Below are 25,929 nucleotides of genomic sequence, written 5' to 3'. Positions count from 1 at the left end.
TAGGAAATTTGGCTGATTCCACTTCACTATACCTTTAAATGATTTCTTTGCTATAATAGATAAAAATTCTATGATATTGTGGTGATAAAAATGACACTATTAAGAGAAATACTAGAGCATAATCAAAATTTTGTTGAGAATAGAAACTATGAAGAGTTTAAAACGGATAAGTTCCCAGATAAACGAATGGTTATCATTAGTTGTATGGATACCCGTCTTGTCGAACTTTTGCCTAAAGCAATGGATATAAGAAACGGTGATGTGAAATTCATAAAGACTGCGGGTGCAGTCGTTTCACATCCTTTTGGTAGTGTAATGCGTAGTATAATCGTGGCCATTTATGAGCTAAATGCAAGTGAAGTTTTTATTATAGGCCATCACGACTGTGGAATGGCGTCAGTAAACGTAGAAAGCCTTCTTGACAAGGTAACTAATCGAAATATCTCTAAAGAGACCATTAGTATTATAGAAAATTCAGGTTTCAATATAAGAAATTGGCTACGTGGCTTTGATGATGTTGGACAAAGTGTAAAAAATAGCGTGGATATTGTGAGAAATCATCCACTTATTCCTAATGACGTTTATGTTCATGGCTTAGTAATCTCTCCTACTACAGGAAAACTGGATGTAGTAGTGGATGGGTACGAAACAAGCAAATAAAATCATTCTTCTTTAATCAAATTCAACACAAGTATAGACATATATAAATAGAATGGATAGTACGGGAGGATGCTTTATGCAGTTTAATCTCATCAAATGCCATGGTTCAGGAAATGATTTTATAATTATTGATGAATATCATCAGGATATTGCTTTTACTGAAGAGGAGCGCGCTCTCCTTGCAAAAGGTTTATGTGACAGGAATAGATCCCTAGGTGCTGATGGGATATTGTTTTTCCAAAAAAGTAAGAAAGCCGATGCAAGGATGAGGGTATTCAATTCTGATGGATCTGAAGCTTCAATGTGTGGTAATGGACTCCGTTGCATCGCTCGTTATGCATTTGAAACACTTCATCATGATAAGTTGCAAATTGAGACCATGAAGACCATATTGACTGTTGAAAAGGTTACAAGCATATTTGAAGATATTCCAACGTTTAAGGTGCAGATTTCACCTGTTTCGTTCCATGTAAAGGATTTGCCTTTACAAATCGAACAAGATACTCTAATAAATAGCGAAATAGTTGAGCTTTCAGATAATCTTCGGTTTACAGCGTTGGCAGTACCCAATCCACATTTAGTAGCTATTGTTACATCTGAACAGCTTCAATCTAATTTACAATTAGAAATTGCTCAAGTTGTTAATGGTCCAAATAAGCTATTTCCTGATGGAGTAAATGTAAGTTTTGTTGTACCTCTTGAAAAGGGACATATTTTTGTCCGAACTTATGAACGTGGGGTTGGTTTTACCAATGCATGTGGAACGGCGATGTCTGCATCTACCTTAGTAACATGTCTGCAAGGGTATAATGACTTTGAGCAAGACACACATGTTTATAATCCAGGCGGAAAAGTTAAATGTGTGGTTCATAAGGAAACCAATAAATACAGTATCGATTTGATTGGAAATGCAACTTACTTATATAAAGCAGAAATTGAAGTTGAGCCTACGAATGCAGTTGATGCAATAATTCTTCAAAAAGAAGAATTTACTCGTGAGACTGAGCAATATGAACGTTTGCAAATGGATGTTTCTGAGTTCCTAGAAGGAAAAGTAGCGCTTTAAACAATAAAAGGCTACATATGTTGTTCATAATCCACTTGGTATTGAAGGATTCAAAAAAGAATTAATATTACGGTTCCTTTAAAGGGTGAAATCACTATGATTTCATCCTTTTTAGATTTGTCTATCTTACTAGCTCATTGTTGATTTGGAACTATGTTCATTGGGTGCACCTCTCGCTGCAATCAACTAGCAGGTTTAACAGAGCCTAAATTTAAAATAGTGTACATAAAGCCAATTCTCCCGAACATACTAAACATATGTTCGGGAGGTGTTGTGTATGGATGATAAAGATTATCAAAAAATTTATAATGAATACAAACAACAAGGGGAAGATCAAGCTCAGAGGGAATTAGGAGAAGAAACCAACTCTGGTGTAGAACAAATTGTTGCAGTTCGAAAAAATGAAGACGATGATATCATTGCCTTTAAAACGAATAGCGGAAGAGAATTAGATTATATTTCGGCTCTGGATGAAGCAAAGGCAGGTAAGTTAGCACATTTGGATGTATTCCATAAGTATGGTAGAGATATTATACGTAGTGAACCGGATGGGATTAAAGAAAATAATTTGGATAATTTACCTTCGTTTTAATTAGATAACCTATACAAAAGAGAAAGTAAAAAAATTACATTTTCTTCAGATTGTCGACAAAAGGTATCGAGAGTACGCTCTCTCGATACCTTTGACATTTTTGATTTGTATTGTAGAAGATAAGGTTGATTTCCACTCCAGGCGCTTGCTTTCCGGGGGGCGTTCGCCGAGCCTCCTCGTCGCTACCGCTCCTGCGGGGTCTCGCCTGTAACGCTAATCCCCCAGGAGTCAAGCGCCTTCCGCTCCAATCAACCAGTGTCCTTGAAAAATCAACTTAAAAACCTGTTCATTAAGCTTAGCATAGATCGAATGCCAAACACATATTGAACCCCGGAGAGGAAATCAACTTCTCTAGTTCTTAGTTAACTTCTTTCATTGTAAAAGAAAAAGACTGTAGACAAACTCGAAAATCTTCGAGTTTGTCTACAGTCTGAAGAGAATGCAAAAAATTTACATTCTCTTTTTGATTAATGATTCTGATACCTTTTATTTAAGATTCTTCAATTTCAAAAGGTCAATAATCTCTTTAAAAGGTTGTCTTTCTCTAGCCCTATCCAGCTTAGAAAATGGACAGCCCATTTTTTTTATCCTCTCATAGATTGTTTTCAGGGTATAATTCTCTATTTGAATTCCTTCATTTAGCTCATGCCAGAATAGTGGGGCTGCAACTCCAGCAAAATCATTTCCCCTTGGTGAATAGGGAGCAATGATTGTTTTACCTTCAGCATGCTGGACAAAATCTAGATAGAGTTTGTTCCCTCTGTTTTTCTTTAATCTCTCGACTGTGAAATCGTCCGGTTCGGATTCTAATAGCCATTGGCTTAAAAAATCAGTAAACATCCTGGTCTCTTCGTATGTGAAGGTGTCTGGTTGGATGGGTATATGGATCTGTAAACCTCGATTACCCGAGGTTTTAATGAAGCTCTCCAATTTTAAACCATCCAATGCTTTTTTTATAAGAGTCGCTGCTTTAACTGCCAATGGAAACTGATCTTTTGTTTCAGGGTCTAAATCAAGAACGATTTCATCGGGCATAGTACTGCCTGCCTTTTGATACGGGACATGAAATTCGAGTGACAATTGATTGCTAAGCCACACCAAAGTCTTAAGATCATTGCAAAGTATAAAGTCTGTTCCACCTTCAGTATAGGTTTGGACAAAATCTGGTGCATAGTCTGGACAGTTTTTTTGAAAAAATCTCTCATCACCTACCCCATGGGGATAGCGAATAACTGTTAACGGTTTGTCAGTAAGGAATGGAAGCATCCAACTGCTCAAATTTCTCATTTGGTCGAGATACTGAGATTTTAGAATAGGGATGGTAGGGTAAATCGGTTTGTCAGGTGAAGTGACACTTATTAGGTCTGAGAAAGTGGCACTGTTCGCGATGAACTCCTTCCAAGTACATTGGTCAGCCCCCTTTTCAAATTGGAATGAGACAAATTCTGGTTCTCGTAATTCTTGATCAAAAATATGTAAATATTCAACGGTCATCACGATAGAAGGTTCGATATAAAAAACTTCTCCAATTTGCTTATATGCGTTTGCCATTACCGCTTGTGAAAGGGTAGTATGTTCCTGTTGTGTTAAGCCATTTTTACACCTGCCAATGATCTCCATTTCATTGTTATGGAACACGCCTATATCAAAATAACCATTCTCACGATTATAGGAATAAAGAAAACAATCTACACTTTTTTTGTTTTTTATTTTTAACCAATTTCTTGTCCTTACTCCTTCTTCCCATAAGCTATCCGCTCTCTTCATTATCATTCCTTCAGCATCATGCAGTACAAGCAATTCCCATAACTTCAGGTCATCTGAATCATAAGGAACATATTGTATGAGTTGATTTGTATTAGGGCCTCTATCAGTTGAGAGATGTTGTGTCTCAAACCATTTCAGTAAGGTATTTTTACGTTCGGTTAAAGGTACATTGAAAAAGGTTTTTCCGTTCAGTTCTAGAAGGTCGAAACACATGAATTGACAAGGGGAATGAGTGGCTTCTTTATTGATCGTATCTTGTTTCTTCAATCTTCCTCGATACTGAGTTTGAAGAAAATCACTTTTGTAACCATTGCTTAGCCAGACAATCTCGCCATCAAAAATGGCAGAATGAAAAAATGAACCGAGTAGACAAGCCACAGATTGAACTAGTTCAGGGAATTCGTGACTCAAATCCTTCCCATTTCTACTCAAAAGCTTAATTCCGGCTTTTGAAACAATGAGAAGGCAACGAAAGCCATCGTATTTTGTTTCAAATAGCCATTTGCCGGTTTTCGGAACATCCTTTACTGCTGTGGGTAGCATAGGTTTTAGCTTCATGTAATCTATCCTCCTTCTTATATCATTTTTCTCAAAAATAATGAGCCTTACACTTTCCAAAAGTTATGATGTTTTTTAAAAGAGAATTAGTAAGATAATAATGAAAAAAAGTAGGTGTTCATGATGCATACGATGTGGAAAGGAAGCATCAGTTTTGGACTTGTTAATATTCCTGTAAAACTCCATGCAGCAACCGAAGATAAGGATATCTCACTACGAAATCTCCATAAAGAGTGTCACGCTCCTATTAAATATGAAAAGGTTTGTTCTGCATGTGGGAAAGAAGTGGAAAAAGAGGAAATCGTACGTGCCTTTGAATATATAAAAGGGAAATATGTAGTGATAGAAGATGAAGAACTTGAGAAATTGAAAAAGGAAAATGAAGATAAAGCAGTAGAAATCATTGATTTTGTGAAGTTAGAAGAAATTGATCCTATTTATTACAACAAAAGTTATTTTTTGTCGCCAAATGAAGGTGGAGGAAAGGCATATAGTCTATTAAGGAAAGCTTTAGAAACGTCAGGAAAAGTAGGGATTGCTAGAATAGTCATACGTACAAAAGAACAGATCGCTATCATCCGTGTTATGGAAAATACTTTGTTAATGGAAACGATCCATTATCCAGACGAAGTTCGCTCCTTTCAAGATGTACCTAACATTCCTGCTGGTGATAATGTTACCCAAAAAGAATTGGATACTGCGATAATGCTGATTGACCAGTTGACAGAAGTTTTCCAACCAGAAAAATACAAAGATGAATATAGAACCTCTCTAATGGAATTGATTGAAAGCAAAAAGAATGGAGAGACTGTCACTGCTAAGGAAACAGCTGCTAAGCCTACGGGTAATGTAACTGATTTAATGGCGATGTTACAAGCATCCATTGATAAAACAAAACCAACAACAGCTAAACCAACAACAGCTAAAAAAACGACAAGGAAAAAAACTACACCAAAAGAAAAGAAACAAGCTTAATTTCTGTTTATTTGATGGATTGGCAGGGAAGCTTCTTTGTAAACCGTTAGGATAAAAGGTGATAGTAATGGGGAAAAAACTGAAACGGAAAAGAATTCAGTATGGGATATTTATCATTAGTTTACTAAGCATATATTCGATCGTTTTCTTTAATCTTGTTGACGAGCTTCGGGAAAATGAACTAGAGCAATTCGATTCGATGATTATAAACTTTATCCAAAGTCATGTTTCTGAACGATTAACAATCCTAATGAAATTTTTTTCTTACCTTGGTTCTGTGAAATGGATAATTGCTATTGTACTAATTGTATCAATCATTTTGGTGATAACACGTAAGAGTAGATATGCATCCTATTTGATCATTTCATCTGGAATTGGTGCATTATTTAACTTAGCATTAAAATGGCTATTCCATAGAGAGAGACCCGATATATTTCCCATCATCATTGAACAAGGTTTCAGTTTTCCAAGTGGCCATTCTATGGGATCATTCATATTATATGTGTCCTTGGCTGTCGTTTTATCAAAGATATCTCGGTACTATATCCTCGAAGTAGTAATAGGAATAGTATTTGGTTTTTTGGTTGTATCGATTGGGATAAGCAGGATTTACCTAGGTGTCCACTATCCAAGTGATGTGATTGCTGGTTTTTCGGCTGGAGGTCTTTGGGTTACTATTTGTGGACTAGCATTGAATTATTATGAAATTCGAACTAAGCAGTATGTTCCTTACTATGAGAGGAAAATGAGAGTAAAAAAATAAGATTAAACAAAACCGTGGATATACCCACGGTTTCAGATTGTCGACAAAAGGTATCGAGAGTACGCTCTCTCGATACCTTTTGTCATTTTTGATATGTATGGAAGACGAAAAGGTGGATTTCCGCTCCAGGCACTTTCTTTCCGGAGGGCGTTCGCCGAGCCTCCTCGTCGCTACCGCTCCTGCGGGGTCTCGCCTGTAACGCTAATCCCCCAGGAGTCTAGCGCCTTCCGCTCCAATCAACCAGTGTCCTTGAAAAATCAACTTAATAACCTGTTCATTAAGCTTTATAAATCATCCTTATAAATCATCCTTATAATGTTTGGCTGGTCACTCGTTATGATTGGAATATTCATTCATTTCTCAACTCAATTTAAAGACTTCTTCAAGTCATACGAACAAAAAGAAAACAAAGAATAAAAAAATTCGCCCTATTAGGACGAAGAGTGAGGAAATCTTTTAAACAATATATAGACGAATTCTGAAAGTTTCGTCTATATATTGTGTACCTATTGTATCACGGCAATCTAATGTAGTGCAATAGTCTATCTTTTACCAATACTGGTAACCATTTTGAAGTTAATATAGGATAGGGCTTTACAGCTATTTTGTCTAAAAATAAGAACAAGTGTTCTTGTTTTGTGGAAATTTATGCTATAATTAGAAGAGTAATAGAATCGTCTTTAATGGTCGGCCGACTCCTTTGAAAGGAGGTGAGGCCATGACAATATTTGAAGCTCTTATGGTTATGTTTTCTTTTGCCACATTACTTATTTCCATTCTAGCTTTTCATAATAAAAAATAGACCTCCTGATTAATGGAAGAGGTCTATTTCTTGGCAAAAGTCGATTTTTAAAGATCTTTATTCTATTACAATCCGAAGTTGTTGCAGCAACTTCGGATTCTTTTCACTTTATGAAAAATATAAATTGGAAGCAGAGAACTAAGTCGAAGTAGCCGAAAATTTTAGAAATATAGAATACATGTAACTAGGCATCGTGAGCGTTAAATGGACTCTAGCCAAGTTTTCTATAAATGTTGTTTCTTATTTCTCTTACATAGATTACCATAAAGCTATATATATGTCACGAGCTTCTCACGAATGACACTTAAATTAAGATAGATCTTCGAATTTGGAGGAATACAAATGAAAAGCCTCATGAACCTTAGTATCGGAAAACCAGCCAAACATATCTTTACTTCAGGTGAAATTGTGACCGGAATTGTAAAACAATCTGTTGAGCAAGCCAAACTTACTTATGATTGCTTTGAAGGAGATGGAGTAGCTAATACAGATTTTCATGGAGGTCGGGATCGGGCGATATGTTTTTATCCGTATGAACATTATCAATTCTGGAATTCCGAATGGAAGACGGAATTGACCTTACCTGCCTTTGGTGAAAATGTGACAGTCAAGAATATGAAAGAAGATGAAGTCTTCATTGGTGATATCTATCGTATTGGTGAAACGGAGGTATTGATCACGCAAGGTCGAATTCCTTGTGCAACCATCTCACAATATAACAATTTACCTCCTTTACTAAAGCGGATAGTTGAAACAGGATTCACTGGATATTTTGGAAAAGTCCTTAAAGAAGGAACCATTCAGAATGGATCTGAGATTCAGTTGTTAGAGAGAAAAGACCATTCAATCAGTATTCTTGAAGCTAATCAAATATACTTTCACGATAGAAAAAACTATTCTAGAATGCAACAATTGTTGAATGTGCCAGACTTAGCTGAAGCATGGAAAGAAAATATCAAAAGAAGATTGGAAGCTTGATCACTTTAACTTTGTTAGTGTAATTTATCTATAACAGTCTGAGTTGATTGAAGCGGGGGTACTTACTTACTCCTCGAAAATGCATTCCCATTTCCTTCGTGCGGTGTTTAATCGAGGAAGCTTTTTCAATGGCATGCTGAATAAAGGAGGGAAGTGGGACACCCCACAGGCTGTAACGCCGAGGTGGCTCCCTTTCCTCCCCACGGAAAGCAAGTGCCTCTCGCTGCAATCAACGGGCAAACGAAAAGAGCCTTTCTTTTTCTACAAACCACAAATGAAACGATGATAAATCCACATTAGACATGATAAAACCACAACATCTATGGGATGATTTATATTTATTATCAAAAACTGTTTGTATGATATTGAAATTAACGGAATATTCATGTAAAGTGAAGGTTATTAAAATTATATAGAATTCTTATCAAGAGAAGCGGAGGGACCTGGCCTAATGATGCTTCAGCAACCTGTACAACCGTACAAAGGTGCTAATTCCAGCAAGCATTGCTTGAGTGATAAGAGGAAGATAAAAAGGCTTCTTCTTTTGAAGCCTTTTTTGTTTGCTTGGAATGGTTAGAATTCGATTTCACTACTAACTTTCAAAGATACATAGAGAAATTTTATAGGGGGGGTACCATGGATTTCAGAGAAGAGTTATCAAAGAGAATTTTGATTGGTGATGGAGCAATGGGAACTCTTCTTTATTCAACTGGCATCGACCATTGTTTTGAAGAATTGAATATCATTTCACCAGATAAAATCGAACAAATTCATAAGACGTATGTGGCGTCAGGATCTGATATCATTCAGACCAACACTTATGGAGCAAACTATTATAAATTAAAGAGATATGGTTTAGAGGATGAGGTCCAGCAAATTAATCGGCAGGGAGTGATAATTGCTAGAAAAGCAGCCAACAATCAAGCATTCGTGTTCGGCACTATCGGGGCAAGCAGAGGGTTAAGGAAAAATGACTTAGACCTATCAGAAATTAAGCGCCAATTCAGAGAGCAGCTTTATGCCCTGTTGTTGGAGGATCCAGATGGTATTTTACTAGAAACTTACTATGACTTAGAGGAAATAGAAGCAGTACTTGCAATCGTAAAAGAAGAATCGAACCTTCCTATCATAGCGAATATTTGTCTTCACGATATGAAGTATTTACAGAATGGTATGCATGTAAGCGACGCATTAATTAGACTGGAACAATTTGATGTTGAAGCGGTTGGATTAAATTGTAGATTAGGACCGCATCATATGATCCGATCACTAGAAGAGGTACCCATTCCACAAAAGTCAGTATTATCGGTATATCCGAATGCGAGTTTGCCAGATTTTCTAGACGGGAAATTAACTTACGAACCCAATCCGGATTACTTTGGTAGCAGTGCCATTCAGCTGGTTGAACAAGGTGCCAGAATCATAGGCGGCTGTTGTGGGACGACGCCTCTTCACATCGAATCAGTGAAAAAAGCGCTAGCTGGAAAAAAACCAGTTCTAGAGAAAATTGTAAAACCTAGGAAAATAGAAATTTATAATTCTTCCTTCGATGACAATGGACCATCTGTCCTAAAAAAAGGCAAGACTGAACGAACAATCTTAGTGGAATTAGATCCACCAAAAAAGTTAGGAATAAGTGATTTTCTTCAAGGAGCCAAGGCACTGATTTCAGCTGGTGCAGATACTTTGACGCTTGCGGACAATTCGCTTGCATCACCCCGTATTTGTAATGTGAGCCTATCTTCAATTTTACAAGATAAGCAGAAGATTAAACCGATTGTCCATATAACATGCCGTGATAGAAATTTAATAGGATTACAATCACATTTAATGGGACTTCATACTCTAGGGTTAAATGAGGTACTCGCAGTGACTGGAGATCCATCCAAAATTGGAGATTTTCCTGGGGCCACTTCAGTTTATGATTTGTCGTCCTTTGATTTGATTGGGCTGATAAAACAATTCAACGAAGGTCGTTCCTATAGTGGTCAATCTCTTGGTCAGAAGACGAACTTTCATGTTGCAGCGGCATTTAATCCAAATGTGAGGTACCTTCACAAAGCCGTTGAAAGGATGGAAAAAAAAATAGCCTGTGGAGCGGATTCATTTATTACACAACCCATATTTTCCATCCATCAATTAGAAGAGTTACATGAAGCTACGAAACATATAGATGCTCCTATTTATATTGGCATCATGCCATTGACGAGCTATAAAAATGCGGAATTCCTTCATCATGAAGTGCCAGGTATTCAACTTACGGACCAAGTAAGAAAGGCTATGTTTTCTGCAGGAAATGACCGAAGACAAGCTGAGATTGAAGGATTGGCGATTGCAAAGGAATTGATAGATGCAGCTTTGGAAAAGTGGAAGAGCATTTACTTGATTACTCCTTTTATGAGATATGGGATGACCGTAAACCTAACAGAATATATACGGGACAAAGACAAGCAAGAATTGAAGGAGGAACGTCAATATGCAAGTAAGCTTACTTGAGGATCAACTATCCAAAAAAATATTAATACTTGATGGTGCTATGGGAACGATGATTCAACAAGCTAACCTATCCGAAGCTGATTTTGGTGGGGAAGCTTTAGAGGGATGCAATGAATACCTTACCATAACCCGTCCAGATATTATCAGTGACATCCATGAACAGTATTTGTTAGCGGGTGCGGATATTATAGAGACCAATACATTTGGGTCAACAAGTGTTGTATTAGAGGAGTATGGTCTTGAAAAACAGGCATTCCAATTAAATGTTGATGCGGCCAAGCTTGCGCGGGCAGTTGCAACCCAATACTCTACTTCTGAATGGCCAAGGTTTGTGGCGGGGGCAATCGGACCTACTACGAAAACGCTGTCTCTTACTGGTGGAATTTCTTTTGATGAGCTTACCTTAAGCTATAAGGAGCAAGCATGTGGATTGTTAGAAGGTGGGGTCGATCTTTTTCTGGTAGAAACCTGTCAAGATATGTTAAATGTTAAGGCGGCTTTTATCGGGATTGAGGAAGCCTTTTTAGAATACGAACGAAAAGTACCTATCATCATATCTGGAACAATTGAACCAATGGGAACCACTCTTGCTGGCCAGTCCATTGAAGCATTTTATATTTCCTGTCAGCATATGAACCCACTTGCGATCGGTCTAAACTGTGCAACTGGTCCAGAATTCATGGCTGAACATATCAGAAGTCTTGCAGAAATTTCATCAGCAGCAATTAGCTGTTATCCGAATGCAGGACTACCAGATGAAGAAGGAAATTACCAAGAAACAGCCAAATCATTGGCAAAAAAAATCAAACAATTTGCAGATCAAGGATGGATCAATATTGTGGGTGGATGTTGTGGAACAACACCTACTCATATAAAAGCTATTTCTGAAGCTATGGCTCAAGTCAAACCTCGAAAATTATCTAAACAGATTAAAACTAACATACATATGGTTTCAGGAATCGAACCCCTCCAGTATGATGATTCGATGAGACCGTTATTAGTGGGAGAGCGCACCAACGTAATCGGGTCAAGAAAATTCAAGCAGCTAATTACGGCTGGGAATTTTAATGAAGCAGCAGAAATTGCACGACATCAAGTAAAGAAAGGTGCACATGTAATCGATATTTGTTTAGCGGACCCTGATGGAGATGAAGACGGGAGCATGGAGCAGTTTATCACCGAAGTGGTCAAAAAAGTAAAAGTGCCGATTGTAATTGATAGTACCGATGAAAAAGTGATGGAAACAGCTCTAAAAAAGACGCAAGGAAAATGTATCATCAATTCAGTAAACCTGGAAGATGGGGAAGAGAAATTCCATAAAGTTGCGGGGTTGGTCAAAAAGTATGGGGGTGCACTTGTAGTCGGTACCATTGATGAAAAAGGAATGGCGGTTACAGCTGAAGAAAAACTCGGAATTGCCACTAGAAGTTACCGGATATTAGTTGAAGAATACGGATTTTCACCAACAGATATTATTTTTGATACATTGGTTTTCCCGGTAGGCACAGGGGATGAACAATACACAGATTCAGCTAAGGAAACAGTTGAGGGAATCAGATTAATCAAAACTGCATTTCCTTCCTCCTTAATAATACTTGGAATAAGCAATGTTTCGTTTGGATTACCTCCACGAGGTCGGGAAATCCTTAATGCTGTGTTTTTGTATCATTGCGTCAAAGCAGGTTTGGACTATGCCATCGTAAATACTGAAAAACTTGAGCGTTTTGCCAGTGTTCCTCCTGATGAGATAAGACTCTCAGAGGCATTGCTATTTGAGAATTCAGAACCCAACTTGCAAGCTTTTGTTGCGCATTTTAGAGATAAAAAAGAAACCAAACAAGTATCACAAGAGAAATTGCCGGTAGAGGAACGATTAGCAAATTACATTATTGAAGGAACAAAAATTGGACTAGTTGAAGATTTGGATGAATTGCTTGCAAAACAGGTTACTCCTTTAGATATTATCAATGGCCCATTGATGAAAGGAATGGCAGAAGTAGGTCGCTTATTCAATGATAATAAATTAATTGTAGCTGAAGTTTTGCAAAGTGCTGAAAGTATGAAAGCGGCCGTAGCACATTTGGAGCCGTTGATGACAAACGATAAAGCCTCCTTACATAAAGGGAAGATGCTTTTGGCAACAGTTAAGGGGGATGTTCATGATATCGGCAAAAACCTTGTAGAAATCATTCTTTCAAATAATGGTTATGAAATAGTTGATCTCGGTATTAAAGTCGCACCTTCTACATTAATTGAAGCAGTGAAAAAACATCAACCGACTGCCATTGGTTTATCAGGACTATTGGTCAAATCTGCACAGCAAATGGTTATCACTGCCATGGATTTGGCGCAGGAAAGTATTCAATTGCCAATCGTGGTTGGAGGGGCAGCCCTTTCAAGGAAATTTACGACAGGAAAAATAGCACCAGCATATGACGGCGAAGTCCACTATGCAAAGGACGCAATGGATGGGTTGCGAATTATGAATGAGATTCATTCAAGCACAAGGAACTCATTAACAATTAAGAAACAACCTTCTGTTATTGAAAAAATTGAGTGGGTACGTCCTTCTGAAAATCATTTAGTTAAAAAGAGCAGTTTGCCAGATCATGAAGTAAAAAGACCGTTACATTTAGAACGACGGTTGTTTAAAGATATAGCATTAGAAGAGGTCATTCCATATATCAATCGTCAAATGCTATATGGGCATCATCTGGGGCTAAAGGGGAAGGTAGAGCAATTACTATTAGAAGGGGATCCTAAAGCCCAATCGATCCATCTTTTAATAGAAGAATTACTTCATTTCCTAAAACAATACCAACCTTTTGCTATCAAAGCAGTCTATCGGTTTTTCCCTGTCCAAAGTGAAGGAAACCAACTTCATGTTTATCCTACTGATCAAAAAGACTTGCCTTTACAAACTTTCGATTTTCCTAGACAACAGTCAGATCCGTTCCTTTGCTTATCTGACTATGTTAAAAGCATTGAATCAAATCAAATCGATTATGCTGGATTTTTCGTCGTTTCAGCAGGTTCTGGGATACGTCAAAAAGCGGAAGAATGGAAGCGAAATGGAGAATATTTGAAAAGCCATGCGATACAAGCATTGGCTCTTGAAATTGCAGAAGGAACTGCAGAATATATTCACCAAAGGATGCGTGAAGTGGCTGGAATCTCGGATGATCCTAATATGACCATGAAAGAAAGATTTGCGGCAAAATACATTGGCCAGCGCTTTTCCTTTGGGTATCCAGCATGTCCCAACTTAGATGATCAGGAAAAATTGTTCGAACTCATACAACCTCAAGATCTTGGCATTACCCTTACAGATGGCTGCATGATGGAGCCTGAAGCATCCGTATCAGCCATTGTATTCAGTCATCCGAATGCACGATACTTTAATGTAGAGAGATAATAAGGCTTTGTTAAATTAGAAAAAAGACTGTATTTTGAACTGCACCTCGAATGTTATGTCTAACAAATGGGGTGTAGTTCAATTTAATCAGTCTTTATTTTTTTATCTGAAACTTTATTTTAAGTGCATCCCTTCACAATGATAATGTCAATTTAAATTTGAAAAAATAGTTTCATTTAAAAGAGTTCTTTTCCAGTAAAGTAAATTTGTAAATTTTGTGGGAATATTCTGTTCATTATAAAAACTACCGAATATAATTTATGTATCAATGGTCAAGGAGGAATTACAAATGAAAAAGATTAAGAATCAAGCCATTCAAACATATAGGGGAGGAACACTATCTAAAAAGTAAACGGTGTACCCCCTAATATGTGTTTAATTAAATAACACAAAAAGGGGTATCTTATGGATTTTCCAGTAAAAAAATTTTTATCTTATTACAAACCGTATTTAAGGTTGTTTCTTTCCATTTTGGCAAGCGCCTTAATTGTATCTTCCTTGTCTTTATTGTTTCCTTTGCTCGTACGCTATATTACAAAGGATGTACTTGAAGGAGACTTGTCCACGGCACTTAGTAAAGTGTTTTGGATTGGAGCATTGATGATTGTACTGGTCCTAATTCAAAATATCGTGAACTATTTTGTGGATTACAAAGGTCATGAAGTTGGTGCGCGTATGGAAAGTGATATGCGTAGAGAGTTATTCGCACACATGCAAAAGCTTTCTTTTAGTTTTTACGATAGGGAAAAGACTGGTCAGCTAATGTCTCGAATAACAAACGATCTACTTTTGTTATCTGAGCTTTATCATCATGGACCTGAAGATTATGTCAAATATATAGTCCGTTTCGTAGGAGCATTTTTCATATTGTTCTTTATTAACGCATCATTAGCTATTATCGTTTTCTGTTTCCTACCATTGTTAGGAGTCGTTTCTTTATATTTTAATAAGATAGAGAACAGGGCATTAAGGAGAAACAAAGAGAGAATTGGTGACGTAAATGCACAAGTAGAGGATAGTCTTTCAGGAATCCGCGTAGTGAAATCCTTTGCCAACGAGCACGTAGAAATCGAAAAGTTTAACATAGAAAATAATCGTTTCCTAAATAGTAGAAAAAAATTTTATAAGACAGAAGCGAATTTCTACAATGGAATTGCAACGTTAATCCAATTGATTACGATAACTGTCATTATTTTTGGTAGTGTCAGTATTGTTAACAATACGCTAGATTTAGCGGATTTGATCACTTTTTTACTATATATAAATTTTATGATTGAGCCTATTCAAAAACTGACTCATATGAACACCCAATTTCAAGAAGGAATCACAGGCTTTCAGCGCTTTATGGAAATCATGAATCTGAAGCCGGCAATCGAAAACAAACCGAATGCTGTTACTTTACAAGAAGTTAGAGGTGAAATTGAGTTTAAAAAGGTTTCCTTTCGCTATGATGACCAATTGAACCATGTCCTGTTAAACATGTCGCTTCATATACATCCAGGAGAGTACGTCGCGTTAGTTGGTCCGTCTGGTGTGGGAAAAACGACGTTATGTTCTCTCATCCCTCGCTTTTATGATGCTACGGGTGGGGATGTGTTAATAGATGGTATTGACGTTCGTAATATCGACTTACATTCTTTAAGAAAAAAAATTGGGGTTGTACAGCAGGATGTTTACCTTTTTTCGGGAACAGTGATGGAAAATATCCGATACGGAAACCCCGAAGCCAGCGATGAAGAAATTATTGCAGCAGCGAACCATGCCAATGCCCATGATTTTATCATGAGCTTCCCAAACGGCTATCACACTGATATTGGTCAACGAGGAGTCAAACTTTCAGGGGGTCAAAAACAGCGACTTAGTATAGCGCGTGTTTTTTTAAAGAACCCACCAGTTCTTATTTTAGATGAAGCAACTAGCGCATTAGATAATGAAAGTGAAAGTTTTATCAAGGGATCACTTGAAAAGTTAGCAAAAGGTCGAACAACTATCGTCATTGCCCATCGTCTTTCTACTATTAGAAATGCACATCGAATCATAGTTCTGAGGGACGACGGAATTGTGGAACAAGGTACGCATGATGAATTGCTTGCAAACGATGGAGCATACGCTAACCTTTACTCAAAACAGTTTGAATTAGCATTATAAATCTATACATCGGCTCTCTTTTTTAAAAAAAGGGAGTCGTTTTGTTTTTTTCTTCTTTCACCCCATTTTTCCAATCAGCAATCATATTAAATAATTGGTAGTGGATAAAAATAATTTCCTTAACAAAAAATATGGGTATTAAAGAATGGAGGGTACTATGGTTAAGGGATTTGTAGGCTTTGTACTAGTATATTTTCTATTATTAACAGTTAATGTTGAAGGCTCTTCCATATATGATGGAACTACTATATTAAAAGATCAATCAAAGTACAGGAAGGTGGCTTATCTTACATTTGATGATGGTCCATCATTGAATACAGTTCCTATACTGGATATATTGGATCAAGAAGGAATAAAAGCTACGTTTTTTGTAATGGGCCACGATTCCACGTATGCGATGAAGGGGTATAAGGAAATTATTAAACGGGGCCATGTTCTTGCATTGCACACATACTCACATGACTTTACGAAAATATATCGATCATCGAGTCAATATTTTGAAGACCTTCATAAATTAGAAGATTTTCTATGGAAAAACTTTAGAGTGAGATCCAATATTGTAAGGTTTCCCGGTGGATCCAAAAATATCTCAAGCAGGCAATACGGGCCATATAATATCATGAGCGATTTAGAAACAGAATTAGAAAAGAAGGGTTATCGAATCTATGATTGGAATGTAGACTCTAAGGATGGAATCAGTCCTACTATTTCTGAATATACCATCCTTTCCTCCGTTTTAAGAGGTGCGGCAGGAAAACAAACGGCAATCATCCTTTTACATGATATTAATGAAATGAAGAATACCGTCAGAGTCCTTCCAAATATGATTACAGCTTTAAAGGAGCAGGGATTCGAGTTTGAAGTCATTTCTGAAGATGTAGAACAAATGCAGTTTTAACTACCATATTTCGCTTTTCCTCAAAAGATTTTCAATTAAAGACACTATTTAAAAGGTTAAGATTCTGTCTATAATTGAATTAATGATAAGTGTAGGGAAAGGAGTAATACAATGCCTGATATCAGTATGGAAGAGTTTTTTGAAATTAATTCTGTGACGCCTGTCGATGTACGGTCACCGATTGAATTTCAGGATGCACATATTCCAGGTGCCATCAATGTCCCGCTATTCAGTGATGAGGAAAGAGCCGAAATAGGAACGATTTACAAGAAAAAGGGTTCAAAGGAAGCTCAATGGAGGGCAATGGAAATTGTATCACCCAAATTACCAAGCCTATTAGCCCAAATAAAAGATTTACAGATGAAAGGTGAAATTGTCCTCTATTGCTGGCGTGGAGGTATGCGTAGCAAATCAATGGCAATGTTTGCTGAAATGGCAGGTGTTGAGTTGAACAGATTAGTTGGTGGATTTAAAGCTTTTAGGGAAAAGACCCTTGAAATCATGCCAACTCTAGTACCTAAAAAAGCATTTGTCTTACATGGGCTAACTGGTGTCGGTAAGACGAAAATATTGGAAAACCTAAAGGGAAAAGGTCTCCCTGTTTTGGATATCGAAAAGCTAGCAGCTCACAAAGGATCCATTTTTGGAGATATTGGAGAAGGAAAACCGCACAATCAAAAAATGTTCGATGCATTATTATTTGATGAATTACTTAAATATCGTGATTTTGCATATGTACTCCTTGAAGCTGAAAGTAAAAGAGTAGGCCATGTAGTGATTCCTGAATTTCTGCTTAACCTAAAGGAAAACGGAACCCATATTATTGTTGAGACCGAAATGGAGATTAGAGTTGAAAACACATATTCAGAATACGTAGAACCATTTCAAACCCTTCCTATATTTAAAGACATCATTTCTGAAAAATTAACCATACTTAACAAACGAATTAAATCAATGGAAGTAAAGCAAAAAATAGAGAAGGCCATTCTTACAAAAGACTATAAAACATTCATTCGATTATTATTTAGTGAATATTACGATTCTCGGTATACACATGCCTTTTCTTCTTACCACGGAGTTATGAGTCTAATTAATGGTAATGATACTGAACAAGCTACTTTAGAAATTGTGAAAATTATTAGCAACACTGCCGAAAATGATACTGTTTTAATGTCAGTATAGAAACATCTATCTTCATGATGGATGTTTAATTTTTTAGTGCGAATTTTTTGAAACTTTTTGGTTAGTGTGGATTTGTCGAATTGGGTAAAAAGATTGGGAAAAAAAATTAAAAAAAATGTCGATATTTTGAACAAGAACTAAAAAAAATGGTAATATAGTTTTGGAAGCGGTTTATCCTTTGTATTTTAGAATAATTATTTATGTGAAATGCTATTGCTAAATAATTTGAAAAAAACTGTTAATTAATTGCTGTTTAGGGTACATAAACAGTGAAGGATATTCGTATCCAACATATCAATTTCTGTTGGGGGTTTAGTGATGACCAACTTTCATAATAGTAACCCATGGAAGAGCTTTACAGGTCCAAACTTGGCATATGCACAAGAGCAATATGACATTTTTGTCGGTTCACCTGAATTAGTCGATGAAGAAATGAGAAAGTTCTTTGAACAATGGGGTGCCCCAGAATTCGAAGAAGAATTTGCAAAAAACACAACTGGAACAATGCAATACAATGTTCCAAACAGTCCTGCTATGATGAAAAAAGTTATGTCAGCAATGAAATTAGCTGAACATATTAGGGCTTATGGCCATTTGGCGGCTAATATTTATCCGTTAAACAATGAGGCAGCAGAGCCAGAGCTTCTAACACTTGAAAAGTACGATTTAACGGAACAAGATTTACGATCTATTCCTGCTTCACTTATTTGCCAAGATGCTCCTTCGAATGTAAAGGATGGCCTTGAAGCAATTAAGTATTTGAAGGAAATGTATACGAAAACCATCGCTTTTGAATTCCATCATGTTCATGATTTGAAAGAAAAAGAATGGTTAAATAGCATGGTTGAATCCGGAAAAATGTTACCGAATTTAACGAACGAACACAAAAAGAACCTGTTAAAGAGACTGGCAGAAGTTGAAGGGTTCGAAAAATTCCTACATAAAACATTCGTAGGTCAGAAGCGATTCTCAGTAGAGGGATTAGATACATTGATTCCAATTCTAGATGAATTGATTTCAGAGTCTGTACAATATGGAACTCAAACGGTAAATATTGCTATGGCACACCGTGGACGTTTGAACGTCCTTGCCCATGTATTAGGCAAACCTTATGAAATGATTTTCTCTGAATTCCAACACGCTCCAAACAAAGATTTAGTTCCTTCTGAAGGTTCCACTGGGATTAACTATGGCTGGAGTGGAGACGTGAAATACCATTTAGGTGGAGACCGTCAGATCAAAGAAGAAAATACTGTAAAAGCAAGATTGACTCTAGCAAATAATCCAAGTCACTTGGAATATGTTGGGGCTGTTGTGGAAGGTTATACTCGTGCTGCACAAGATGACCGCAGTGAAACGGGCTATCCTGTTCAAGATTTCACAAAGTCGTTGCCTATTATCATTCATGGCGATGCTGCTTTCCCTGGTGAAGGTATCGTGGCTGAAACATTGAATTTAAGCAGATTACGTGGATACCAAACGGGTGGTACAGTTCACATTATCGCGAACAATATGATTGGATTCACGACCGAAAGTGAAGATTCTCGATCTACCAAGTATTCAAGTGACTTAGCAAAAGGATATGAAATCCCAATCGTCCACGTTAATGCAGATGATCCAGAAGCATGTCTGGCAGCAGCTTACTTGGCAATACTTTATCGTAAAGAATTCAATAAGGATTTCTTAATCGATTTATTGGGCTATAGACGATTTGGTCATAATGAAATGGACGAGCCATTAGTGACTCAGCCATTGATGTATTCTTTAATCCATAAACATCCGACCGTTAAAGAGCTTTATGCAGAAACTCTTGCTAATAACGGTGTGGTACCTAAGGATCAATACTCTACTATTGAAACTGAAGTAGGATCGAAGCTTTCAGAAGCCTATAACAAGGTTGCTGATAAGAAAGCTGAAATTTCGATTTTAATTGATCCGCCAGAAACAGTTGAACATGGTATCCCTAAGCTTAAGACAGCAGTAAGTCTAGATGAGCTTAAAGAAATCAATGACGGTTTGTTGAAATGGCCAGAAGGTTTCAACGTATTTAAGAAACTTGAGAAAATCCTTTCTCGTAGATTGGATGCTTTCAAAGAAAATGGTAAAGTTGATTGGGCTCAAGCAGAAACATTAGCTTTTGCTTCCATCTTGAAGGATGGTACGCCAATCCGCCTATCTGGACAAGATTCAGAGCGTGGAACGTTCGCACATAGACATATTGTATTGAATGATCATGTTACTGGTAAGAAGCATTCTCCATTACACACGTTACCGACTTCAAAAGCATCTTTCGCTGTTCATAACAGTCCATTGACTGAAAGTGCTGTATTGGCGTTTGAATACGGTTATAATGTTTTCTCTCCAGAAACATTAGTATTATGGGAAGCGCAATATGGAGATTTTGCAAACGTAGCGCAAGTAATCTTTGACCAATTCATTTCAGCAGGACGTGCAAAATGGGGTCAAAAATCAGGCTTAGTAATGCTTCTTCCTCATGGATATGAAGGACAAGGTCCAGAACACTCGAGTGCAAGGTTGGAAAGATATTTACAGTTAGCAGCAGAAAACAACTGGACTGTAGCGTATTTATCATCCGCTGCTCAATATTTCCACATTCTACGCAGACAAGCTGCGGTTTTGAAAATGGAAGAAGTTCGTCCACTAGTCTTAATGACACCAAAAAGCTTGCTTCGTAACAACATGACAGCATCTTCACCTGAGGAACTAAGTGAAGGTGAATTCAAGCCATTTATCGAGGAAAAAGGGTTTGGCGAAAACAAAGAGTCAGTGGAACGTGTTGTATTTAGTACTGGTAAAATGGCTATAGACTTAAGTGAAAAGTCTACGACAGAGACTAATACTGATTGGGTACATCTTGTTCGTCTTGAAGAAATTTATCCGTTCCCATTCCAGGAAATTCAAGACTTACTTCATACTTTCCCTAACTTGAAGGAAGTAGTATGGGTACAAGAAGAGCCTAAGAATATGGGAGCATGGAATTTTGTAGAACCTCGTTTCTCTGCAGCTGTTCCTAAAGGTGTAAACGTAAGTTACATCGGAAGAAAAAGAAGATCCAGCCCTGCAGAAGGAGATCCATTGGTTCACAAAAATGAACAGGCTCGCATCTTGACTGAAGCATTTTCAAAAACAACAAATTAATAGACTCACTTAAAGACATGTAAAGGGGAGACCACCATGGCCGAGATATTAGTACCTGAATTAGCAGAATCCATTTCCGAAGGAACCATTGCTCAATGGTTGAAAAAACCAGGTGAATTTGTAGAAAAAGGCGATTACATCGCTGAACTTGAGACTGACAAAGTAAATGTTGAAATCATTTCAGAACATAGTGGTGTCATTTCCGAACTATTAAAAGAAGAAGGCGACACTGTTGCAGTTGGTGAAGCAATTGCGATTGTTAGTCAAGGTGGGGAAGCTCCTGTAAGTGCACCTGCAGCTTCAACTAATCCTTCAGAGCCAGTAGCATCTTCTGCTGAAACAGATCAAGTTAAACAGGGAGAAAAGGAAGCATTGCAACAATCTGCTTCAACGACTCCTCAAGAAGAAACGAATAAAGGTTTAGGTAGACCAATTGCATCACCTGCTGCTAGAAAACTGGCTAGGGAAAAAGGCATCGACCTAAACGAGGTTGCTGCTCGTGATCCACTAGGCAGAATCCGTAGAGAAGATGTAGAGACTGCTGGTAATGCACCTGTTAGCAAGCCTGCTACTATTACTGCACCAAAAACTGAAAAGCCTGCAGAGAAAAAATCAGCTGCTGAGCAATTTACAAAACCGGTTGAAGTGGTAAAAATGTCACGTCGTCGTCAAACAATCGCGAAAAGATTGGTAGACGTTCAGCATACTGCTGCGATGTTAACTACATTCAATGAAGTAGATATGACTGCTATCATGGAATTACGTAACCGTAGAAAAGATTCATTCCTTAAGAGTAATGATGTTAAGCTTGGCTTCATGTCATTCTTTACGAAAGCTGTTATCGGCGCATTAAAGAAATATCCATTATTGAATGCAGAAATTCAAGGTGATGAATTAATCATCAAGAAGTTCTATGATATCGGAATTGCAGTTTCAGCTGATGAAGGCTTAGTTGTACCTGTTGTTAAAGATGCAGACAAACTTGGTTTTGCAGGCATCGAAAAAGCAATCGGCGATTTAGCTACAAAAGCTAGAAACAATAAATTAGCTATTTCTGATTTAACTGGTGGAACATTTACGATTACTAATGGTGGTACTTTCGGTTCTCTTATGTCCACTCCAATCTTGAATGCACCTCAGGTAGGTATTCTAGGTATGCATAAAACTCAATTGCGTCCGGTTGCAATTGATGCAGAAAGAATGGAAAACCGCCCAATGATGTATATTGCTCTTTCTTATGACCACCGTATTGTCGATGGTAAAGAGGCAGTTGGATTCTTAGTAAAAGTGAAGGAACTTCTAGAAGATCCAGAACAACTATTACTCGAAGGTTAATAGGAAAGCGCACTTCATGTCGTTAATAAAAAAACCCTTGTGGAAGGTAATCTCCACAAGGGTTTTTAGTTTTTTATGGTATATTTTTAAATAATAATAGGCTATGTTAAAGCTCCATATTGACTTGCTAATATGTTGATTGGATCGGAAGGCGCGAGTCTCCTCGAAACTGAATTCACTTTTCCTTCGTGCAGTGTTTATTCGTGGATGCTGTTTCAATGACCTGCGGGAAAAGGGAGACCCCACAAGCGCGAAATGAACGAGTAAGCTCCCAAATGGCCAATTGAAAGCGGGAGCCTCACGCTGTATTCAACAGGCAAGTTTACCAGAGCCTAATAAAAATGATAAAGAGGAGGGGTTAGTTTCTTCAAATTCGATCACATCGTACACTTTATATCTCAGCAAGATACGATAAAGGCAATTAATCTTTTTTCAAAATATGGACTTGAAGTAAAGCCAGGAGGGAGTCACAGTGATTGGGGAACAAGGAACCATCTACTTTACGCAAATTTGACTTATGTTGAATTTCTCCAATTGGAAGACACTTTAAAAGCCAAAAACTCCAATAATCCATTAATAAAACAACACCTTCATGATGTACAATTTGGGATAGGTATTGGTCAAATTTGTATTCGTGTTCGTGAAATAGAAAAGCTTCAGCACAAATTGCATGATCTCGGATTGAATGTAAGTGACATTTATCCAGGAAAAAGAACCCGGACGGATGGGAAAATCATTCAATGGAAAATGCTTTTCATAAACCAGGATTTCAATGAATACTTGCCATATCCATTTTTTATAGAGTGGGAAGAAGATGACAATCTTCGCATAGAGGATTTTCTACAGAATGGAATACTTGGTCCTACATCAAGAAAGAGGGAGATATCTACTGTCTGGTTTGCTGTGAAAGATATTCAAACAGTAGCAGAAAAATGGAGACATTTACTTGAAGGCAATATATTGTCCTTTGAAGATAAGGAATACGGTATGGATGGATTAGAAATAGACGTTCAGAGCACGAAAATACGTTTTGTATCTTATGACTCGTTAAAGAAATCTTCTTATTTTACAGTCGAACATGGCTGTGAGCGTCCTTTTCTAGTTGAACTTAGTAATGGGAAAGATTTAATCCATATAAATGGTGGCTATTATCATATTTGATGTATCATTTTACTGAAATGAGCTACCTGGCTAATTTTGTAGAAGAAATCTGGCCAATAAATAATGACTTATTATAAGAAATCGTTTCTAAGTCCAAGAAACGATTTCTTTTTGTACAAAAAAGAAACTGTCAAAGTTCAAAGCTTGAACTGAACATTCAATTGTCCTTTTAGTAAAGAATTACGAATGTCTTCACTAGTAATCGGAATTTCCTTCTTCTTCATATTTTTTCTAATCTCGTCTGTAAAGACACCGTCTTCTATTTGATTTGCAATTTCTATTAAAAGCTCAACATCTGAAAAAGAGTATTTTCGAAATCCCGTTTCAGATCGATCTGGGAAAATAAGCTTACGTTGTTCATAATATCGAATTTGACGCTCAGATAGTCCAGTTAGTTCACTCACTGTTCCTATGGAAATAACTTTTTTCTCTTTATAACTACGGTCAATCATATTCATATGACTCCTCCAAATTCGAAACCTATGATAATAATTTATTCATATTATTATATTCTACCTCAAACTATAGAACTCCTTTTTTAAATGTTAGGTTATTTTACAATATATATATTATTATTTTAGTATTCCATTCCAAATGTTACCTTTTTAAAAAAAGTGTGTCAGACTATCTGACATAAATGATGACCGAAGATATCAGAAAATTTATACTAATGAAAATAGTGTAACTATTCGTAGGAGAAAAAGCCTACATTAGTTAAAAAGCTATTAGCAATTATTCTATGGAAAATAGGGGAGGGTTACGATGAGATTTAAAAAACCATTTTCACTTTTGCTAGCTGGAAGCTTAGCAGTAGGGTTACTTGCGGGGTGCTCATCAAAAACAACAACAGGTGAAAGTAGCGGTGGGAAAAGCAGTGTAATTGAAATTGCAACCCAAAGCCCACTATCTGGCGGTAGTGCAACATTGGGTGAAGCTATCAAATTAGGTGCGCAATTAGCAATGGAAGAGCAAAAGGACAAATTCAAAGAACTTGGATTCGAATTGAAGCTTGTACCTTATGATGATCAAGGAGACCCTAAGAAAGGGGTAGCAAATGCCCAATTGATTGGATCAGAAAAGGATATTATCGCTGTAGTTGGTCATTTGAATTCAGGGGTAGCCATCCCATCATCTGAAGTATATGAAAAATACAAGATTTCAATGGTATCCCCAGCTAATACGGCTGTAGAAGTTACTGAAAGAGGTCTAAAGACAGTAAATCGTATCGTTGGACGCGATGATTCCCAAGGACCAGCTGGTGCAGAATATGCTGTTAATTCATTAGGAGCCAAAAAAATCTTCGTCATTCAAGATAAAACGGCTTACGGCTCTGGGTTAGCTGATGCATTCAAAAAAGGTGCAGAAGATTTGGGAGCTGAGATTCTAGGATTTGAAGGTATTACTGTTGGTGAAAAAGACTTCAATGGAGTGCTAAATCAGATCTTAAACAAAAAGCCAGATTTAGTCTATTTCGGTGGATTGTATTCTGAAGGTGGATTGTTAATTAAACAAGCACGTGAAAAAGGAATTGATATTCCATTCATGGGTGGAGATGGCCTAGATTCCTCTACATTAGTAGAAATCGCTGGTGATGCGGTAAAGAATACGTTCATTACATCCGTTGCTGGTGACTCCACTAAAACAGATAAAGGTAAAAAATTCTTAGAAGACTACAAAGCTAAGTACAATAAAACGGCAGAATCTTATTCCGTTTATGGCTATGATTCAATGGGTGTTGTTTTAAAGGGTATTGAGGATGCAATTAAAGTAAATGGCGACAAAAAACCATCCCGTGAGCAAGTGAGAGATGCAGTCCGTGCAATCAAAGACTACGAAGGTGCACTGACTAAGGTAAGTTTTGACGATAAAGGGGATAATGAGTTTGCGAAAATCTTCCTTTTCAAATTTACTGAAGCAGCATACCCAGCTACGTTTGAAGGCGAAGTTGGAGCTCAATAAACAATAAAAGGGGTG

At 37.2% G+C, this 25,929-nt stretch carries 18 protein-coding genes and 1 riboswitch; of the genes, 16 read left to right on the top strand and 2 right to left on the bottom strand.

Going from position 1 to position 25,929, the window contains the following annotated elements:
• Window positions 1-90: 90 nt before the first annotated feature.
• The 3 genes from G3O09_RS17265 (at window position 91) to G3O09_RS17255 (ending at window position 2,318) form a co-directional block, all read left to right on the top strand.
• Window positions 91-660, top strand: coding sequence for a beta-class carbonic anhydrase (locus tag G3O09_RS17265; RefSeq protein WP_163102710.1), 570 nt, complete (start codon window positions 91-93; stop codon window positions 658-660).
• A gap of 76 nt (window positions 661-736) precedes the next feature.
• Window positions 737-1,726, top strand: coding sequence for a diaminopimelate epimerase (gene dapF / locus G3O09_RS17260; protein WP_163102709.1), 990 nt, complete (start codon window positions 737-739; stop codon window positions 1,724-1,726).
• 277 nt (window positions 1,727-2,003) lie between these two features.
• Window positions 2,004-2,318 (top strand): DUF3892 domain-containing protein, encoded by a 315-nt coding sequence (locus G3O09_RS17255; protein WP_163102708.1) that lies wholly within the window; start codon window positions 2,004-2,006, stop codon window positions 2,316-2,318.
• A 486-nt stretch (window positions 2,319-2,804) separates the two neighbouring features.
• Here the strand turns inward: G3O09_RS17255 and ligD are convergent, their stop codons facing one another.
• On the bottom strand, window positions 2,805-4,643 hold the full coding sequence (gene ligD, locus G3O09_RS17250; protein WP_163102707.1) for a DNA ligase D: 1,839 nt from the start codon (window positions 4,641-4,643) through the stop codon (window positions 2,805-2,807).
• Between the two features lie 123 nt (window positions 4,644-4,766).
• On the opposite strand from ligD, the gene ku reads away from it, so the two are divergent.
• The 12 genes from ku (at window position 4,767) to G3O09_RS17195 (ending at window position 23,955) form a co-directional block, all read left to right on the top strand.
• On the top strand, window positions 4,767-5,618 hold the full coding sequence (ku, locus tag G3O09_RS17245; RefSeq protein ID WP_163102722.1) for a non-homologous end joining protein Ku: 852 nt from the start codon (window positions 4,767-4,769) through the stop codon (window positions 5,616-5,618).
• Window positions 5,619-5,685: 67 nt separating this feature from the next.
• Window positions 5,686-6,381, top strand: coding sequence for a phosphatase PAP2 family protein (locus tag G3O09_RS17240; protein ID WP_163102706.1), 696 nt, complete (start codon window positions 5,686-5,688; stop codon window positions 6,379-6,381).
• A 718-nt stretch (window positions 6,382-7,099) separates the two neighbouring features.
• Window positions 7,100-7,183, top strand: a complete 84-nt coding sequence (locus G3O09_RS23015; protein ID WP_420850353.1) for a putative holin-like toxin — start codon at window positions 7,100-7,102, stop codon at window positions 7,181-7,183.
• A gap of 342 nt (window positions 7,184-7,525) precedes the next feature.
• A complete protein-coding gene (locus G3O09_RS17235; RefSeq protein ID WP_163102705.1) occupies window positions 7,526-8,161 on the top strand; it encodes an MOSC domain-containing protein in 636 nt (211 codons plus the stop codon).
• 418 nt (window positions 8,162-8,579) lie between these two features.
• Window positions 8,580-8,683, top strand: a riboswitch (SAM riboswitch).
• A 114-nt stretch (window positions 8,684-8,797) separates the two neighbouring features.
• Entirely contained in the window at window positions 8,798-10,657 is a 1,860-nt protein-coding gene (locus G3O09_RS17230) for a bifunctional homocysteine S-methyltransferase/methylenetetrahydrofolate reductase (protein ID WP_163102704.1), read from the top strand.
• Window positions 10,638-14,072, top strand: a complete 3,435-nt coding sequence (gene metH / locus G3O09_RS17225) for a methionine synthase (RefSeq protein WP_163102703.1) — start codon at window positions 10,638-10,640, stop codon at window positions 14,070-14,072. The genes G3O09_RS17230 and metH overlap by 20 nt, the downstream gene beginning before the upstream one ends.
• 405 nt (window positions 14,073-14,477) lie before the next feature.
• Window positions 14,478-16,220 carry an ABC transporter ATP-binding protein gene (locus G3O09_RS17220; protein ID WP_163102702.1) on the top strand — a complete coding sequence of 581 codons (1,743 nt, stop codon included), beginning with the start codon at window positions 14,478-14,480 and terminating at the stop codon, window positions 16,218-16,220.
• A 157-nt stretch (window positions 16,221-16,377) separates the two neighbouring features.
• A complete protein-coding gene (locus G3O09_RS17215; protein WP_163102701.1) occupies window positions 16,378-17,118 on the top strand; it encodes a polysaccharide deacetylase family protein in 741 nt (246 codons plus the stop codon).
• Window positions 17,119-17,229: 111 nt separating this feature from the next.
• Complete coding sequence (gene mnmH, locus G3O09_RS17210; protein ID WP_163102700.1) at window positions 17,230-18,300, top strand: tRNA 2-selenouridine(34) synthase MnmH; 1,071 nt, start codon at window positions 17,230-17,232, stop codon at window positions 18,298-18,300.
• Between the two features lie 318 nt (window positions 18,301-18,618).
• A complete protein-coding gene (sucA, locus tag G3O09_RS17205; RefSeq protein WP_163102699.1) occupies window positions 18,619-21,459 on the top strand; it encodes a 2-oxoglutarate dehydrogenase E1 component in 2,841 nt (946 codons plus the stop codon).
• Between the two features lie 36 nt (window positions 21,460-21,495).
• Window positions 21,496-22,794: a 2-oxoglutarate dehydrogenase complex dihydrolipoyllysine-residue succinyltransferase gene (gene odhB / locus G3O09_RS17200; protein ID WP_163102698.1), complete on the top strand. Its 1,299-nt coding sequence runs from the start codon at window positions 21,496-21,498 to the stop codon at window positions 22,792-22,794.
• 381 nt (window positions 22,795-23,175) lie between these two features.
• Window positions 23,176-23,955: a VOC family protein gene (locus G3O09_RS17195; RefSeq protein WP_163102721.1), complete on the top strand. Its 780-nt coding sequence runs from the start codon at window positions 23,176-23,178 to the stop codon at window positions 23,953-23,955.
• Between the two features lie 137 nt (window positions 23,956-24,092).
• On the opposite strand, the gene G3O09_RS17190 is transcribed toward G3O09_RS17195, so the two are convergent.
• On the bottom strand, window positions 24,093-24,413 hold the full coding sequence (locus G3O09_RS17190; RefSeq protein ID WP_163102697.1) for a MerR family transcriptional regulator: 321 nt from the start codon (window positions 24,411-24,413) through the stop codon (window positions 24,093-24,095).
• Window positions 24,414-24,717: 304 nt separating this feature from the next.
• Here G3O09_RS17190 and G3O09_RS17185 point away from each other — a divergent pair, with 304 nt between their 5' ends.
• Window positions 24,718-25,914, top strand: a complete 1,197-nt coding sequence (locus G3O09_RS17185) for a branched-chain amino acid ABC transporter substrate-binding protein (RefSeq protein WP_163102696.1) — start codon at window positions 24,718-24,720, stop codon at window positions 25,912-25,914.
• Window positions 25,915-25,929: the final 15 nt, after the last annotated feature.

The sequence above is a fragment of the Peribacillus alkalitolerans genome (genome assembly GCF_010882125.1).
GTDB classification, from domain to species: domain Bacteria; phylum Bacillota; class Bacilli; order Bacillales; family DSM-1321; genus Bacillus_BN; species Bacillus_BN alkalitolerans.
Note: the sequence above shows the minus strand (reverse complement) of the source record. Positions and strands in the feature narration are given on the sequence as shown.